Here is a 16,865-nt window from a genome sequence, read left to right on the forward strand (position 1 = left end):
CTGGTGCGGACAGGGCAGTCCGCACCTCGAAGATCACGCTATTGAGGGCTCGCTGTGGATTCGTTGAGAAAAGGTAAAGAAACGATCAAGACCTGCCCCCGATGCGGCGAGCCGACGGCAAAAGCGCAGGTCAGCGCGGGGTCGGCCGGGCACTGCGGCGAAGCACACGGTGCCCGGCCGAACGCTGGCGGAGGAACCTCAGGGCATCGCGCGGTCAGGCGTCGCTGTCCGGATTCCGGTAGACGGTCAGTGCGCTCGGCCGCGACCGGAACCGGAACTCCCGCCCGAGCGGCCCGACCTCGCCGTCGGTGGCGACCCGGCGGTTCCCGTCGAGCAGCCGCACGTGCAGCTCGGGCAGGTCCCGCTGCCGGTAGACGTGGCTCGCGTGCAGGCTGTTGGTGAGGCTCGCCAGCACGAACCGGATCCGCGACCAGCGCACGTCGGCCCGCACGTACCGGACGTCGAGCAGGCCGGTGTCGAGCGCCGGGCGCCGCGACGGAGCGAACCCCTTCGGCGCGTACGTGCCGTTGCCGACGAAGATCAGCCACACCTGCGTCGGCTTCCCGTTCAGCTGCACCCGCAGCGGTTTCGCCCGCCGCATCGCCCGTACCAGCGCGATCGCCGCGGACGGCCACTTCGGGAACCGGGTCTGCAGCTTTTCCCGCAGCCGCACCATTTCCGGATACCCGCCGAGGCTCGCGGTGTTGACGAACCAGCGGTGCCCGGCCTCGCCGGAGCCGTCGATCTCGACCTCGGCCAGGTCGATGCCGACCGCGTGCCCGCCCTCGGTCGCCTCGTCCGCGTCCGGCATCGACCGGACCCCGACGTCGCGGGCGAAGTGGTTGAGCGTCCCGGCCGGGATGAGCGCCAGCGGCAGCCCGCGTTCGGCGGCGACCGACGCCACGGCCGCGACCGTGCCGTCCCCGCCCGCCACGCCGAGCGCGCGGACCGAACCGTGCGCTTCGATCTCGTCGGCGAGCTGCTCGCGCAGATCCCGCGACGGGTCCGGGTAGATCAGCGACGCCTTCGGCCACGCGTAGCGGACGTCCTCGGTCGGGTCCTGGCCGTTGACGCCCGAATGCGGGTTGACCAGCGCCAGCATGTCCTCGCCGTCGCGCATCTCCGGCGCTTCCGCGGCGTGCGCGGTGCGGGCGCGGACGTCCGGGTGCAGCGGCCACCAGTGCCGGGTCAGCACGGCGATCCCGGTCCCGATCGCGAGCCCCGCGGCGACGTCGCTCGGCCAGTGCACGCCGGTGTGCACCCGCGAGTACGCGACCGCGCCGGCGAGCGGCACGATCGCCAGCCCGGCCGGCGGCGACTCCATCGCGACCGCGGTCGCGAACGCGGCGGCCGAAGCCGAATGTCCGGACGGGAACGACGACGACGTCGGCCGTTTCCGCAGCTGACGGTGCGCCGGAACCTCTTCCTCGGCCGGACGGCGGCGCGGGAACAACGGCTTCGCGACCAGGTTCGCCGCGGCGCTCGCCCCCGCGATGGCGGCGATCCCGCGCAGCGCGCCGCGGCGCGCCGGGCCCTTCCGGACCGCCAGTACGGCCGCCACGCCCCACCAGAGCCGCGATTTGTCCGCACTTCGGGACAACGCGGTCACGATGTCGTCCGCCCGGGTGCGGGGGAGCGCCGCACTGCGCCTCATGAGGGCCCGATCCCGCCGCCCTACCTGCCGGAATGCCCGGCCGACCTGCTGGAACACTCTCGTCCACCTCCGCTGGCCGCGCCGGATCGCCCACCGGTCCCGGCGACCGGTTTCCGCCGCAATGTCACCACTTGCAACGTACCGACCGCGTGTCGCCGCCCGAACGGCGCACCTTCCGCGGGGGTCCAGCGCCTACTCTGGTGGGATGCAGCGGCGGATCTTTGGCATCGAGACCGAGTTCGGGGTCACGTGCACCTTTCACGGCCAGCGCAGGCTCTCGCCCGACGAGGTCGCGCGCTACCTCTTCCGGCGGGTCGTCTCGTGGGGACGCTCGTCCAACGTGTTCCTGTCCAACGGCTCCAGGCTCTACCTCGACGTGGGCTCGCACCCGGAGTACGCGACAGCGGAGTGCGACGACCTGACCCAGCTCGTCACGCACGACAAAGCAGGCGAGCGGATCCTCGAGGACCTCCTCGTGGACGCCGAGCGCAGGCTGGCCGACGAGGGCATCGGCGGCGACATCTTCCTGTTCAAGAACAACACCGACTCCGCGGGCAACTCCTACGGCTGCCACGAGAACTACCTGGTGACCCGTGCCGGGGAGTTCTCCCGGATCGCCGACGTGCTGCTGCCCTTCCTCGTCACCCGCCAGCTCATCTGCGGCGCGGGCAAGGTGCTGCAGACCCCGCGCGGCGCGGTGTACTGCCTTTCCCAGCGCGCCGAGCACATCTGGGAGGGCGTTTCCAGCGCCACCACCCGGTCCCGGCCGATCATCAACACCCGCGACGAACCGCACGCCGACGCCGAGCGCTACCGGCGCCTGCACGTCATCGTCGGCGACTCCAACATGGCCGAGCCGACGACGATGCTCAAGGTCGGGTCGGCGCACCTCGTGCTCGAGATGATCGAGGCCGGGGTCCAGTTCCGCGACTTCACCCTCGACAACCCGATCCGCGCGATCCGGGAGATCAGCCACGACCTCACCGGACGCCGCCAGGTCCGCCTCGCCGGCGGGCGCGAGGCGTCCGCGCTGGACATCCAGCGGGAGTACCACGCCCGCGCCGTCCAGCACCTGAAGGAGAACGGGTCCACCCCCGCCAACGAACGCGTGGTGGAGCTGTGGGGCCGGGCGCTCGAGGCAGTCGAGGAGCAGGACTTCAGCAAGATCGACACCGAGATCGACTGGGCGATCAAGCACCGCCTGGTCGAGCGCTACCGGGCCAAGCACGACCTGGACCTGTCCAGCCCGCGCGTGGCCCAGCTCGACCTCGCCTACCACGACATCCGCCGCGGCCGGGGCATCTTCGACCTGCTGCAGCGCAAGGGCCTCGTCCGGCGCGTCACCGACGACGGCGAGATCGAGGCGGCCAAGGACACCCCGCCGCAGACCACCCGGGCGAAACTCCGCGGCGACTTCATCGCGGCGGCCCAGGCGGCCGGACGAGACTTCACCGTCGACTGGGTGCACCTGAAGCTGAACGACCAGGCGCAGCGGACCGTGCTGTGCAAGGACCCGTTCCGGTCGGTCGACGAGCGCGTGGAACGGCTCATCGGCTCTCTGTAATTTCCGCACCGGAACACCGGCTCGATGGTCGCGAGGGGCCCCTGAGGGAATCAGATTCCGTCAGGGGCCCTCTCCCGAACCTCCCTCGGCGTTCTCGCGGCGGGGTTGCGCGAGCGGTTCGGGCGCGGGAAAACGTTGCTGCGGGCGCATAAACCGACGAAAGTCGTCACCCGAGTGCGGCAGGATCTCCGCATGAGTGCGTTCCGGAGGGTCCTGGTCCTCATAGCGGTCCTGTCGATGTCCTTGGGCGGAGTCGCCGCGGCCTCTTCGCTGCCGTCGTGGCGGCTGCTGCCCACTGGCACCGCGGCGCAATTCCGCGGGCTCTCCGCGGTGAGCGAGCGGGTCGCGTGGGTCAGCGGCACCCAGGGCACCGTGCTGCGGACGGTCGACGGCGGGCACAGCTGGCGGCCGGTCGGTCCGCCGGACACCGGGAAGCTCGAGTTCCGCGACATCGAGGCCTTCGACGCCGACCACGCCGTCGTGCTGTCGATCGGGCCCGGTGCGGATTCCCGGATCTACCGCACCGACGACGCCGGGAAGCACTGGCACCAGACGTTCAGCAATCCCGATTCCGCCGCCTTCTACGACTGCCTCGCCTTCTTCGACCCGTGGCGCGGTCTCGCGATGAGCGACCCGGTCGACGGGAAGTTTCGCGTCCAGGCCACCTTCGACGGCGGCCGCAGCTGGAAGCAGCTCCCCGACGACGCTTTCCCGCCCGCCGAGCCCGGAGAAGCCGGATTCGCGGCCAGCGGCCAGTGCATCACCACGTCCGGACCGTTCGACGCGTGGCTGGCCACCGGCGGGGGTGCGCACGCCCGCGTCCTGCACTCCGGCGACGGCGGGCGGCACTGGACCGCGGCTGAAACCCCGTTGCCCAGCAGCGCGTCGGCCGGAGTGTTCGCGGTGGCGTTCCGTACGCCGTGGCAAGGCGTCGCGATCGGCGGCGACTACGCGAACCCGACCGCACCCGGCCCGGCGGTCGCGCTCAGCCATGACCGCGGGAGCAGCTGGCGCACGCCGCCGGAGCATCCCGCCGGTTACCGTTCCGGGCTCGCCTGGCGCGGCGGCACGGTGCTGGCCGTCGGACCGGGCGGGAGCGATCTGAGCCGCGACGGCGGACGGCACTGGACCTCCTTCGACAGCGGCAGTTTCGACACGGTCGACTGCACGTGGTCCGGCGCGTGCTGGGCCAGCGGAGCCAAGGGCCGCGTCGCGAAGCTGGTTCCGTAAGAGGGAACCCGTTCCGGGCAGGGAAGCCGCCCGGAACGGCGGTGCGTGACCGGACGCGCACGGCGGGTCCGTTCGGTCGCACGCGGGCTGACCAGGCGCGACGCGCGAGGGCTGGACCTGACGATCGCGCGCGGCCGGGAGAGCTAGAGTCGTCTGGTGTCCACCGCACGCGCCGAACGGCTGGTCAACCTCGTGCTGGCCCTGCTCTCCACCCGGCAGTACCTCACCGCGGAGCGGATCCGCGGGATCGTGCCCGGGTACGCCGACGCGGCCAGCGACGACGCCTTCTTCCGCACCTTCGAGCGGGACAAGACCGAACTGCGCGAACTCGGCATCCCGCTCGAAACCGGCCGCAACTCCGTCTTCGACCCGGTCGAGGGCTACCGCATCGCGCGCCGCGACTACGAACTCGGCGAGATCGACCTCGCCCCGGACGAGGCCGCGGCGGTCGGGCTCGCCGTCCGGCTCTGGGATTCGCCCGAGCTCACCGGACAGGCCCAGGGCGCGCTGGTGAAACTGCGCGCGGCCGGCGTCGAGGTCGACGACCAGGCCCCGACCGTGATCGAACCGCGGGTGCGCGCGGAACCGGCGTTCGCGCCGATGCTCGCCGCCGTCCAGGCCGGGCAGGCGGTCCGGTTCGAGTACCGGCGCAGCGGCTCGCCCGAACGCCGCATCCGCACGCTCGAACCGTGGGGCGTCGTGTCCTGGCGCGCCCGCTGGTACGTCGTCGGGCACGACCGCGACCGCGACGCGCCCCGCTGCTTCCGGCTCTCCCGCGTCACCGGAAAGGTCGCCGCGATCGGGAAACCGGGCGCGGTCGTGCGGCCCGAGGGCGTCAACCTGATGCAGCTCGTGTCGGTGACCGGCGGCAGCGAAGACCCGTCCCCGGTCACGACCGCCCGGCTGTGGGTCGCCGACGGCCGCGCAGCCGGAGTCCGCCGCCGCGGCGACATCGTGGGCCGCGAAACCGTCGCGGGCGAGGAAGGCGACGTCATCGAGATCGGCCTGTACTTCCCGGAATCGGCCGCCGACTGGATCGCCGCGCAGGGCCCGGACGTGCTCGTCCTCGAACCGGACGTGCTCGCGAAATCCGTGCAGCACCGGCTCGAGGCCGTGCTCGCCCGCGCCGGGCAGGGGAGCGCCCGATGAGCGCCTCCGGCGAACGCATGCCGAGACTCCTCGCGCTCGTGCCCTACCTGCTGGCCCGCCCCGGCATCCGGATCGACGAGGCCGCGCAGGACTTCGACGTCACCCCGCGCCAGCTGCGCAAAGACCTCGAACTGCTGTGGATGTGCGGCCTGCCCGGCTACGGCCCCGGCGACCTCATCGACCTGTCCTTCGAAGGCGACACCATCGTCGTCACCCACGACGCCGGGATGAGCCGACCGCTGCGCCTCACCGGCGGCGAGGCCACCGCGCTGCTGGTCGCGCTCCGCGCGCTCGCCGAAACCCCGGGCGTGGCCGACGGCGACGCGGTCCGCCGCGCCATCGCCAAGATCGAGGACGCCGCCGGGCAGGCCCGCCCGGCCGGAGTCGTCGTCGGGGGAGGAGTGCGCGAAGGAGCCCGCGCCGCCCGCACCCGCGAGACCGTCTCCGGCGCCCTGCAGGACGGCCGCGCGCTGCGGATGCGCTACTACACCGCCTCGCGCGACCAGATCACCGAACGCACCGTCGACCCGATGCGGCTCGTCATCGTCCAAGGCGTCGGCTACCTCGAAGCGTGGTGCCGCCGGGTCGAAGGCGTCCGGCTCTTCCGCCTCGATCGGGTGGACGCGCTCACCGTATTGGACGAACCCGCGGCTCCGCCCGCCCACGCGCGGCCCACCGACCTGTCCGACGGGGTCTTCTCCGCCCGTCCCGATCAGCGGGTCGCCCATCTCGTGCTCGACCCCGACGCGCGCTGGGTCGCCGAGTACTACCCGTGCGAGGAACTCGACGAGCTCGACGGCGGGCGGCTGCGCATCGCGATGCGGTATGGCGACGAGCCCTGGATGGTCCGCCTCGTGCTCAGCCTCGGCGGGGAAGCCCAGGTGGAGAGCCCCGCCACACTCGCCGAGGCAGTCGGTCGCCGGGCCGCCGACGCGGTGGCGCGTGCCCGTCACCTCATGTCCATCTCCGACCGATAAGGTGGTTTCAGTGCCGTACCTGCCCGTCTATGTGCTGCTCGCGGCCGGCCTGCTCGTCCTGGCCCTGCTGCTGGTACGGACCGCCGGAGTCTTGCGCCGCTTCCGCCGCACCATGAGCATGGTCAGTGCGGACACCCACGACCGGACCGGACTCCTCCGGGCCCGGTCCGCGGCACTCCGTGTGGCCGTGGCCGAACGCCGCCCGGCGACCGGCAACAAGTAACATCAGCACAGACCCCAGACAAGGAGGGCAGACGACCATGAACGCGCTGCAGCCGTGGCACATCATCGTTCTGGTGCTCGTGGTGGTTCTGCTGTTCGGAGCGAAGCGGCTCCCGGACGCGGCCCGGTCCATCGGCAAGTCCATGAAGATCTTCAAGGCCGAGACCAAGGACCTGACCGGCGAACAGAAGGCCGAAGCCGAGGCCGAGTCCGCCGACACCCGGCACATCGCCCCTCCCGCGCCCGCGCAGACCGCGCAGGACAAGCAGGTCGCCGACCTCCAGCGCCAGCTCGACGAACTGAAGAAGCAGCAGGCGGCCTCGGCCGACCAGCCGCAGAAGAACGCGAGCTGACCCTCCGCGCGCACCACCCGGTCCCCGGTCCACGGCGGCGCGCCGGTGCGGCGCGCCCCGGCGGGCTCTGACGAGAACGGAACGACCAGTGGCGGAAGCCGCCAACGGCAACGGCAGCCGGTCCAGCAAGCGGAGCCGGCGCAGCCGTCGGAAAAACCCCGACGGCACGATGACGCTCATCGAGCACATCTACGAGTTCCGCCGCCGCCTCGGCTGGGCGGTCGTTTTCGTCGTCATCGGCGCGATCTTCGGGTTCATCTGGTTCGAGCAGCGCCTCGGCCCGATCCCGTCGCTCGGCGACATCATGACGCACCCCTACTGCGCCATCCCCGCCGCGCAGCGCTTCGCGGGCGACCAGCCCGGCTGCCGGCTCCTGCAGACCGTGCCGTTCGAAGCGTTCATGATCCGCCTCAAGGTCGGCGTCGCGGCCGGCGCGGTGCTGCTGTCGCCGGCCTGGCTGTACCAGATCTGGGCGTTCATCGCCCCCGGCCTCTACGCCAAGGAACGCCGGTACGCGCTGATCTTCGTCAGCTTCGCCTCGGTGCTCTTCGCCGCCGGCGCGGTGCTGGCCTACCTGCTCGTCCCGCACGCGCTCGCGCTGCTCGCCGGATTCGGCCAGGACCAGTTCGTCACCGCGCTCACCGCGGACAAGTACATCTCGTTCATCCTGTCCCTGCTGGTGATCTTCGGCGTCAGCTTCGAGCTCCCGCTGCTCGTCGTGATGCTCAACCGCGTCGGCGTGCTCAAGTACCAGCAGCTCAAGAAGTGGCGCCGCGGCATCGTGTTCGCGCTGTTCGTGTTCGCCGCGTTCGCCACCCCCGGCTCGGACCCGTTCTCGATGCTCGGCCTCGCCGCCGCGCTCACCCTGCTGTTCGAGATCTCGATCCAGATCGCCCGCTTCCACGACCGCAAGCTCGACCGCGTCCGCCAGGACGAGGGCTGGGACCAGCTCGCCGACGACGAGGCCGCGCCGTTCCACTACACGCCGAGCACCGCCGACGGCGAGGAACCGGCCGCGCAGAAACCGGCGTCCGGCCGCGGCGGCTCGACCGACGACATCACCTGACCGTGGGCCTGAACGCAGCACTGGCCGTGCACCCGGCCTCCGGCCGCGGTGCCGCGGCCCGCCTCGCCGAAGCGGTCGCGGCACGGCTCCGGCCCGCCGTCGACCGGCTCGACCTCCTCACCGCCACCAGCGTCGAGGAATCCCGCGCGCTCATGCGGTCCTCGCACGCCGAAGGCCTCGACGTGCTGATCGTCCTCGGCGGCGACGGAGCGGCCCACCAGGGCGTCCAGTTCTGCGCCGACCACGGCGTCGCGCTCGGCCTCGTCCCCTCCGGCACCGGCAACGACTTCGCCCGCGCCCTCGGCGTCCCGGCCGACCCGCGCGCCGCCACCGACGCCCTCGCCAAAGCCCTGCAGGCCGGGCACCGCCGCAGCGTCGACCTCGGCCGCGTCGGCGACACCTGGTTCGCCACCGTGCTGTGCGCCGGATTCGACGCCGCCGTCAACGCCCGCGCGAACGCGATGCGCTGGCCCGCCGGACCCCGCCGCTACGACCTCGCGATCCTCGCCGAACTCGCCGCGTTCAAGCCCAGCCCGATCGTCGTGCACACCGACGAAGGCACCTTCTCCGGGGACACGAGCCTGATCGCCGTCGGCAACACCCCCTTCTACGGCGGCGGCATCCCGATCTGCCCGGACGCCGACCCCGGCGACGGCCTCTTCGACGTCACCGTCATCGGCGCCCCCGGCCGCGCCCGCCTGCTCCGGATGCTCCCGCACCTGCGCACCGGCGAACACGTGCACAAGCCCAGCGTTGAAACCTTCCGCACCCGCACCCTGCGCATCGAAGCACCCGGCTGGCCCGTCTACGCCGACGGCGAAGACCAAGGCCAGGCGCCGGTCGAAGCGACCTGCGTGCCCTCCGCGCTCACGGTCGTCGCGCCCCCGCGGTGACCGGCGGCACGCCGCGTGCGGAATGTCGGGGGCATGTGGAACCCTGACGGGGTGGCCACTAGCCCTTCACCATCGCCGGCCGAGGCCTACGCTGCCTCCCGTCGCCGCGCCAAGCACCCCCAGCTGACCCGGTTTTCCGCCGAATCGGCCTTCGAATTCGACGATTTCCAGATCCGCGGCTGCGAAGCGCTCGAAGAGGGCCACGGCGTCCTGGTCTGCGCCCCCACCGGGGCGGGCAAGACCGTCGTCGGCGAGTTCGCCGTCCACCTCGCCCTCGCCGAGGGCCGCAAATGCTTCTACACCACCCCGATCAAGGCCCTGTCCAACCAGAAGTACGCCGACCTCGTCGAACGCTACGGCAACGACGCCGTCGGCCTGCTCACCGGCGACACCTCGATCAACGGCAACGCCCAGGTGGTCGTCATGACCACCGAGGTGCTGCGCAACATGCTCTACGCGGGCAGCTCCGCCATCCCCGAACTCGGCTACGTCGTCATGGACGAGGTCCACTACCTCGCCGACCGCTTCCGCGGCGCGGTCTGGGAGGAAGTGATCCTCCACCTGCCCGAGCACGTCCGCGTCGTCGGCCTGTCCGCCACCGTCAGCAACGCCGAGGAATTCGGCGAATGGCTCGTCGAGGTCCGCGGCGACACCACCGTCGTCGTCGACGAGCACCGCCCGGTCCCGCTGTGGCAGCACATGCTCGTCGGCAACCAGCTGCTCGACCTGTTCGCCGGCCAGAACGAGGCCGACCCGGGGGAGCAGCTGCGGATCAACCCCACGCTGCTGCGCAAAACCGACGACATGGGCCGCTTCGCCCCCAACTTCCGCGGCCCGCGCGGCGGCCGCCGCGGAGGACCGCCGCGCGGGCCGCGGTTCCGGCCGCCGTCGCGCGTCGACGTGGTCGAACGGCTCGACCACGCCGGGCTGCTGCCCGCGATCGTGTTCATCTTCTCCCGCGCCGGCTGCGACGCGGCGGTCGCCCAGTGCGTCCGCTCCGGCCTGCGGCTCAACGGCCCCGAACAGGTCGAGGAGATCCGCCGGATCGTCGACGAGCGCACCGCTGAGCTGCCCGAGGGCGACCTCGGCGTCCTCGGCTACTGGGAATGGCGCGAGGCGCTGGAGCGCGGCTTCGCGGGCCACCACGCCGGGCTGCTGCCCGCGTTCAAGGAGACCGTCGAGGAACTGTTCGTCCGCGGCCTGGTGAAGGTCGTGTTCGCGACCGAAACCCTCGCGCTCGGCATCAACATGCCCGCTCGCACCGTCGTGCTCGAACGGCTCGTGAAATACAACGGCGAGGCGCACGTCGACCTCACCCCGGGCGAATACACCCAGCTCACCGGCCGCGCCGGCCGCCGGGGCATCGACATCGAGGGCCACGCCGTCGTCGCCTGGCAGCCCGGGGTCGACCCGAAGGCCGTCGCCGGTCTCGCGTCCACCCGCACGTACCCGCTGCGCTCGTCGTTCCGCCCCGGCTACAACATGGCGGTCAACCTCGTCGCCCAGGTCGGCGCGGACGCCGCCCGCGACCTGCTGGAACAGTCGTTCGCGCAGTTCCAGGCCGACCGGTCGGTCGTCGGCACCGCACGGCGGATCGAACGCAACAAGGAAGCCCTCAAGGGCTACACGGCCGCGATCTCCGGCGACTTCGACCAGATGCTCGAGTACGTCGAACTCCGCGCGCAGATCTCCGCCCGCGAGAAGACGCTGTCGCGGCAGAACACCTCGTCCCGCCGCGCCGAGACCGCGCAATCGCTGGAGAAACTGCGCAAGGGCGACGTCATCCCGGTCCCAGCGGGCCGCCGGGCCGGGCTCGCCGTGGTCGTCGACCCCGGCCTCGACCCGATCCGCGAACCCCGCCCGGTCGTCGTCACCGAGGACCGCTGGTCCGGTCCGCTGTCGGTCGCCGACTTCCCGGCCCCGGTCGAAGCCCTCGGCCGGATCAAGCTGCCCAAGCACATCGAACTGCGCTCGCCCAAGACCCGCCGCGACATCGCCTCGTCGCTGCGCAACGCCGGCATCGCGCTCCCCGGCCGCCAGCGCCGCCGCACCGCGGCCGCAGACGACGCCGAACTCGCCTCGCTGCGCCGCGCCCTGCGCGCCCACCCCTGCCACGGCCTCGCCGAACGCGAGGCCAACCTCCGCTGGGTCGAGCGCTACCAGCGGCTGTCGGCCGAAACCGAACAGCTCGAACGGAAGGTCGCGGCCACCACGCACTCGCTGGCCCGCGCGTTCGACCGGATCCTGCGGCTGCTCGGCGAACGCGGCTACGTCCGCCCCGGCGACGGCGAGGACCGCGTCACCGAACACGGCCGCCGCCTCACCCGCCTCTACAGCGAATCCGACCTGCTCGCCGCCGAATGCATCCGGCACGGCGTCTGGAACGGCCTCGGCCCGGCCGAACTCGCCGCCGTCGTGTCCACCCTCGTGTTCGAGGCCCGCCGCGACACCGCCGGCGAACCCCGCCTGCCCGGCGGCGCGGTCCCCGGCGCGTGGCAGGAAACCAGCAGGCTGTGGGTCGAACTCACCGAGGACGAACGCCGCCACCGCCTCGACCGCACCCGCGAACCCGACGCCGGGTTCGCGTGGCCGGTCTACCGCTGGGCGCGCGGCGAATCCCTGGAAAAGGTCCTCACCGCGGCCGAGACCAACGGGCAGGAACTGTCCGCGGGCGACTTCGTCCGCTGGTGCCGCCAGGTCATCGACCTGCTCGACCAGGTCCGCGACGTCCTCGGCAAGGAGGACCCGGTCGGCGCGGCGGCAGCACAGGCGGTCCGGGCACTGCGCCGCGGCGTCGTGGCGGCGGGAGCGGCGTGAGCGCGAGGGCACACCTTGGTAGCGACTGCGCGCGGACACGTGTGCCAGGTCCAGACCTGTGGTTGGATCGCGCACGACACCCGCGGCCCGGCCTGCGGATGCGGACAGACGAAGGCGGAGGCTAACGATGAGCACGCCGTATGGCGGCAACGACCCGCGGCAGCAGCCCCAGTACGGGCAACAGCCCTACGGCCAGGACCCCGGCTACGGGCAGCAGCCGGGCGGCGCGTACCCGCAGAGCGGGCCGCAGCAGCAGCCGTACCCGCCCCAGCAGTACGGCCAGCAGCCCTACGGTCAGGACCCGAACTACGGCCAGCAGCCCGGCGGCTACCCGCAGCAACAGCAGCCGCAGCAGCCCCAATGGGGACAGCAGCCGTCGCAGTACGGGCAGCAGCCGCCCTCCTACGGCCAGCAGAAGCCCTACGGCGATCCGCAGCAGCAACAGCAGTACGGCGGCCAGCAGCCTGGCCAGTACGACTACGGCCAGCCCGGCGGGGCCGCCCCGGAATCCTCGGGCGGGTCGAAGAAGGGGCTGTTCATCGGGATCGGCGCGCTCGTCGTCGTGGTGGCCGTCGTGGCGATCCTCGGCTTCGTCGCGCCCGGCTTCTTCAAGACCCAGGTCTTCAACAACAACCAGATGCAGACCGACGTCGCGAAGCTGCTCACCGACACCTACAAGATCCAGGGCGTCAGCGGGGTCACCTGCCCGGCCGAGCAGAAGGTGGAGGACGGCGCGAAATTCGAGTGCACCGCCACCATCAACGGCAAACCCCAGCAGGTCCCGATCACCGTCAAGGGCAACGACGGCAACTACGAGGTCTCGCCGCCCGCGGCCAAGTGACGCCCCGCAATTCAGTGGCGGGCAAGCTGCCGCTCCCGCAATGATCGGGGCATGAGCGACCGCACCGTCCGCATCCTCCGTCCCGACGAGCAGCGCGCGGCCTGGGACCTGTTCCGGGCCGCGCTGCACGTCCAGCCCGGCACCGACGAGGAATGGGACCGCGTCTCCGCGGCCTACGAGGCCGAACGCAGCTGGGGCGTCTTCGAGCCGGACCTGGTCGGCACCGCCCGGTCCTTCGCGGCCGAAATGGTCGTCCCCGGCGGCAAACGGCTCCCGCTGGCCGCGGTCACCGGCGTCGGAGTCCGCGCCGGACGCACCCGCCGCGGCGTGCTCAGCGCGCTGCAGGCCGCGCAGCTGGGCGACCTCGCCGAACGAGGCGTTTCGCTCGCGCTGCTGCACGCGTCCGAGGGCGCGATCTACGGCCGCTACGGCTACGGCGTCACGACCCTCGCGAACCAGGTCGTGGTGAAGAAGCACCGGGCGCAATTGCGCCCCGACGTGCCCGCCGGGGGAGAAGTCACCGTGCTCGGCATCGACGAGGCCGCGCCGCGATGGCCGGAACTCTATGCCGCGACCGCAACCGGCCACGTCGGCGCGATGACCCGGCCGGAGATCTACTGGCCGGGGTTCGAAGGGCACCTGCGCCGCCGCGCGAAGCTCGTCCAGACCGCCGTGCACCGCGGCCAGGACGGCACCGACGGCTACGTGATCTACCACGTCGAAGAAGGTGCCGCGCACGACAACGGCAAGCTGCAGGTGGTGGAGTTCAGCTACGCCAACCCGGCAGCGTTCGCCGGGCTGTGGCGGTTCCTGCTTTCGGTCGACCTGGTCGACGAGATCGTGCTCCCGATGCGCCCGCTCGGCGAACCGCACGCGCTGCTGTTCACCGACCCCCGAATGGCGAAAACCGAAAGCATCGACGACGAGAGCTGGCTCCGGCTGGTCGACGTGCCCGTCGCGCTCGCCGCCCGCACCTACGGAGCGGCCGAACCCGTCGTCATCGAGGTGGCCGACCGGTCGCTGCCCGCCAACGACGGCCGCTACCTCGTCGGACCCGACGGCGCCTCCCGCACCGACGCGGAACCCGCGCTGCGGCTCTCCGCGGACACCCTCGCCATGCTCTACTTCGGAACGTGGCGAGCCTCAGCGCTTGCGGACACCGGCCGGATCGAGGTGCTCGACCCGGCCGCGCCCGAAGCCGCCGACGTTCTCTTCGGCACGCGCGAATCGGTGTGGTGCGGTACGTTCTTCTGACCGTTGACCAGACGTTTCGCGCAGAGGAACGGGGTTTGATGCGCGCCGTGCGGGTGCTGTTGTTGTGCGGCATGGGAATGCTCGCCGCCGCGGGCTGCGACAGCGGCACACCCCCGCCCCCGGCCCGCACCGTCACCGTCACGCCGGACAGCCCCGCCGAGCCGGGCGTCGCGTCGTCCTCGGCGGCGGCGCCCAGCTCTTCCTCCGCGATGCGCGTGTTCGACTCCCGGGTGATGGCCACGGCCGTCACCCGGCTCCTCACCACCGACTACAAACTCGCGAACGTCGGCGCGGTGTCCTGCCCGGACCGGCAGCCCGTCGCCGACGGCTCGCGCTTCCAGTGCACTGTGGACATCGCGGGCACGACGAAACACGTCCCCATCACGGTGACCGGCGCGGACGGCAAGTACCGCGTCGACCCGCCCCAGTGACTCGGCCGCGTTAAATCCGATAGCCGCGCGGCCGCGGAAATTGGTTGAATCGGGACATGAGCGACTACGTGGTACGCCAGATCACCGACGACGAAAGCCGCGCGACTTTCGACCTCCTGGTGCGGTCCCTGCACGGAAACCCGCCCTCGGACGAGCGCTGGGCCCGGGTCGGCGATTCCTGGAAGGCCGACGGCCGCACCGGGGCGTTCCACGACGGCGAACCCATCGGCATCGCCAGCTCCTTCGCCACCCAGCTCGCCGTCCCCGGCGGCGCCACCGTGCCGATGGCCGCGGTCGACGGCGTCGGCGTCCGCGCCGACTGGACCCGCCGCGGCGTGCTCACCGCGATGATGGACCGGCAACTGCACGACTTCGTCCAGCGCGGCCACGTCGTCGCCGCGCTGCACGCGAGCGAAGCGCTGATCTACGGCCGCTTCGGCTACGGCGTCGCGACCCGCATGGCCACCCTGCAGGTCAAGCAACCGGCCCCGCTGCGCGAAACCGTCGCCGCCCCCGGCCGCGTCCGGCTGCTCTCCGCCGACGACGCGATCGCGACGATTCCCTCGCTGTACCAACGGATCGACACCGGCCGCCCCGGCCGGATCGCCCGCCCGGAACTCTGGTGGCCGATCGCGTTCAACTGGCATCTCCACCCCGACGGCGGCAACCACCGCGTCGCCGTCCACAGTGGACCGGACGGCGACGACGGCTTCGCCGTCTTCCACGTCGTGCCGCAGAACAGCTACCTCGACCCGGAACGCGGCGCCGCGCTCGAAGTCCACGAACTGCACGCGGCGACGCCGGAAGCACTGGCCGGACTGTGGCGGTTCCTGCTGTCGGTCGACCTGATCGAGGTCGTGCACGCGCGCTGCCGTCCGGTGGACGACCCGGTGGGCCTGCTGCTCGTCGACCCGCGCCGGACGCACACCGTCGGCGTCGACGACGAACTGTGGCTGCGGTTGATCGACGTCCAGGCGGCGCTCGCGGCCCGCGCGTACGGCACCGCGGAACCCGTTGTGCTGGAAGTGAACGACCGGATGCTGCCGGACAACCGCGGCCGGTACCGGGTCAGCAGCAACAGGGTCGAGCGCACCGACGCCGACGCCGATCTGCAGCTGGACGTGGACACCCTCGCGATGCTGTACCTCGGTGCCTGGGAAGCCGCGCCGCTCGCGTTGTCCGGCCGGATCACCGGCGCGACCGCGGAAACCCTCGCCCGGGTGGACGCGCTGTTCCGGACCGGGACACAACCCTGGACCGGCACGCACTTCTGACCGTCAGGGAGGGTTCCGCCGCGGGCTGGAACCCTCCCTGGCAAGTCAAGCTCCGGGCAGCGCCGCCAGCAGGCGCTCCACCGAACGGCCCAGGTTCCACCGCTCGGCCAGTTCCGCCACCCGATCCGGATCGGCGGGCGCGGACGGCACCGCGTCCGGCCCGGACTGCACCACCGGCGCGTCCACCGCGACCCGCACCACGGTCGGTGCGACAGCCAGGTAATCTGCGGCGTCGGACAGCCGCAGCCGGGTCTTCAACGGCACCCGCGAATCCCCAGCCGAGGCCGCGGCGACGAGTTCCTTCAGCGAACCGAACTGGGTGATCAGCTTCGCCGCGGTCTTCTCGCCGATCCCCGCCACACCCGGCAGCCCGTCCGACGGGTCGCCGCGCAACGCGGCCATGTCCGCGTACGCGGGCCCGGCGTGCTCGGCCGGAACGCCGTACTTCTCGGCGATTTCTCGCTGCCCCAGCACTTCCGCCTTCGCCCAGCCCTTCCCGACGTACACCACCGACGTCGGCGTCGGCTGCTCGCGCACCAGCTGGAACAGGTCCCGGTCGCCGGTGATCACCTCGACCGGCGCGTCCTTCTCCCGCGTCGCGAGCGCGCCGATCACGTCGTCCGCCTCGTAGCCGTCCGCCTCCGCGACGGCGAACCCGAACGCCTCCAGCACTTCCAGGATGATCGGCACCTGCGGGGTCAGCGTGTCGGGCACCTCCTCGACGTCCGCCCCGCCGTCCCCGGGCTCCGCGACCCGGTGCGCCTTGTAGCTCGGCAGCAGATCGGTGCGGAACTTCGGCCGCCAGTCCGCGTCGAGACAGGCGACCAGCCGCGACGGACGGCGGTCGGTCAGGATGCGCGCGATCGTGTCGGTGAACCCGCGCACGGCGTTGACCGGCGTCCCGTCGGGCGCGGTCATCGAATCGGGCAGCGCGTAGAACGAGCGGAAGTAGAGGCTCGCGGAATCGAGGAGGGCGAGTGGTCCGGTCACCCGCACAGCCTGCCACGTCCGGCCCGGATCGACCCGAAAGCGGCGCCGGGCGCGTCCGCTCCCGCGAAGGCAGAAGCCCGTGAAGGACTCCTTGAGGGAATCAGATTCCCCCAAGGAGTCCTAATGGGTTGTGTTCGGGTCTGGTTTGGC

Annotated in this window: 15 protein-coding genes; 13 read left to right on the forward strand and 2 right to left on the reverse strand. The window is 71.9% G+C overall.

Annotation, left to right across the window (positions count from 1 at the left end):
• Nucleotides 1-214: 214 nt before the first annotated feature.
• Entirely contained in the window at nt 215-1,654 is a 1,440-nt protein-coding gene (locus tag EIZ45_RS38555; RefSeq protein ID WP_370318235.1) for a bifunctional phosphatase PAP2/diacylglycerol kinase family protein, read from the reverse strand.
• A gap of 205 nt (nt 1,655-1,859) precedes the next feature.
• Between EIZ45_RS38555 and pafA the strand changes: the two genes are divergently transcribed.
• From pafA to EIZ45_RS38620, 13 genes are all read left to right on the forward strand, one after another.
• Nucleotides 1,860-3,218, forward strand: coding sequence for a Pup--protein ligase (gene pafA / locus EIZ45_RS38560; protein WP_037806466.1), 1,359 nt, complete (start codon nt 1,860-1,862; stop codon nt 3,216-3,218).
• Nucleotides 3,219-3,410: 192 nt separating this feature from the next.
• Nucleotides 3,411-4,448: an oxidoreductase gene (locus EIZ45_RS38565; protein ID WP_134668488.1), complete on the forward strand. Its 1,038-nt coding sequence runs from the start codon at nt 3,411-3,413 to the stop codon at nt 4,446-4,448.
• Nucleotides 4,449-4,604: 156 nt separating this feature from the next.
• On the forward strand, nt 4,605-5,597 hold the full coding sequence (locus EIZ45_RS38570) for a YafY family protein (protein ID WP_043830422.1): 993 nt from the start codon (nt 4,605-4,607) through the stop codon (nt 5,595-5,597).
• Nucleotides 5,594-6,574: a YafY family protein gene (locus EIZ45_RS38575; RefSeq protein WP_134668490.1), complete on the forward strand. Its 981-nt coding sequence runs from the start codon at nt 5,594-5,596 to the stop codon at nt 6,572-6,574. The genes EIZ45_RS38570 and EIZ45_RS38575 overlap by 4 nt, the downstream gene beginning before the upstream one ends.
• Before the next feature lie 10 nt (nt 6,575-6,584).
• A complete protein-coding gene (locus tag EIZ45_RS38580; RefSeq protein ID WP_037806458.1) occupies nt 6,585-6,797 on the forward strand; it encodes a bacteriophage holin in 213 nt (70 codons plus the stop codon).
• 37 nt (nt 6,798-6,834) lie between these two features.
• The gene (gene tatA, locus EIZ45_RS38585) at nt 6,835-7,149 is read left to right on the forward strand and encodes a Sec-independent protein translocase subunit TatA (protein WP_043830417.1); all 315 of its coding nucleotides are present in this window, start codon (nt 6,835-6,837) and stop codon (nt 7,147-7,149) included.
• Between the two features lie 88 nt (nt 7,150-7,237).
• Nucleotides 7,238-8,215, forward strand: a complete 978-nt coding sequence (tatC, locus tag EIZ45_RS38590; RefSeq protein ID WP_134668493.1) for a twin-arginine translocase subunit TatC — start codon at nt 7,238-7,240, stop codon at nt 8,213-8,215.
• Nucleotides 8,216-8,217: 2 nt separating this feature from the next.
• A complete protein-coding gene (locus EIZ45_RS38595) occupies nt 8,218-9,108 on the forward strand; it encodes a diacylglycerol kinase family protein (RefSeq protein WP_134668495.1) in 891 nt (296 codons plus the stop codon).
• 33 nt (nt 9,109-9,141) lie between these two features.
• Nucleotides 9,142-11,925, forward strand: a complete 2,784-nt coding sequence (locus EIZ45_RS38600) for an RNA helicase (protein WP_199817167.1) — start codon at nt 9,142-9,144, stop codon at nt 11,923-11,925.
• 127 nt (nt 11,926-12,052) lie between these two features.
• Complete coding sequence (locus EIZ45_RS38605; protein WP_134668497.1) at nt 12,053-12,766, forward strand: DUF4333 domain-containing protein; 714 nt, start codon at nt 12,053-12,055, stop codon at nt 12,764-12,766.
• Between the two features lie 51 nt (nt 12,767-12,817).
• On the forward strand, nt 12,818-14,020 hold the full coding sequence (locus EIZ45_RS38610) for a GNAT family N-acetyltransferase (RefSeq protein ID WP_037806453.1): 1,203 nt from the start codon (nt 12,818-12,820) through the stop codon (nt 14,018-14,020).
• Between the two features lie 38 nt (nt 14,021-14,058).
• Nucleotides 14,059-14,451: a DUF4333 domain-containing protein gene (locus EIZ45_RS38615; protein ID WP_134668499.1), complete on the forward strand. Its 393-nt coding sequence runs from the start codon at nt 14,059-14,061 to the stop codon at nt 14,449-14,451.
• 56 nt (nt 14,452-14,507) lie between these two features.
• Nucleotides 14,508-15,725 (forward strand): GNAT family N-acetyltransferase, encoded by a 1,218-nt coding sequence (locus EIZ45_RS38620; protein ID WP_134668502.1) that lies wholly within the window; start codon nt 14,508-14,510, stop codon nt 15,723-15,725.
• Between the two features lie 45 nt (nt 15,726-15,770).
• On the opposite strand, the gene EIZ45_RS38625 is transcribed toward EIZ45_RS38620, so the two are convergent.
• Complete coding sequence (locus EIZ45_RS38625; protein WP_134668504.1) at nt 15,771-16,715, reverse strand: 5'-3' exonuclease; 945 nt, start codon at nt 16,713-16,715, stop codon at nt 15,771-15,773.
• Between the last annotated feature and the right edge of the window lie 150 nt (nt 16,716-16,865).

This window comes from Amycolatopsis sp. CFH S0740 (assembly GCF_004522315.1).
In the GTDB taxonomy this organism is placed as follows: domain Bacteria; phylum Actinomycetota; class Actinomycetes; order Mycobacteriales; family Pseudonocardiaceae; genus Amycolatopsis; species Amycolatopsis nivea.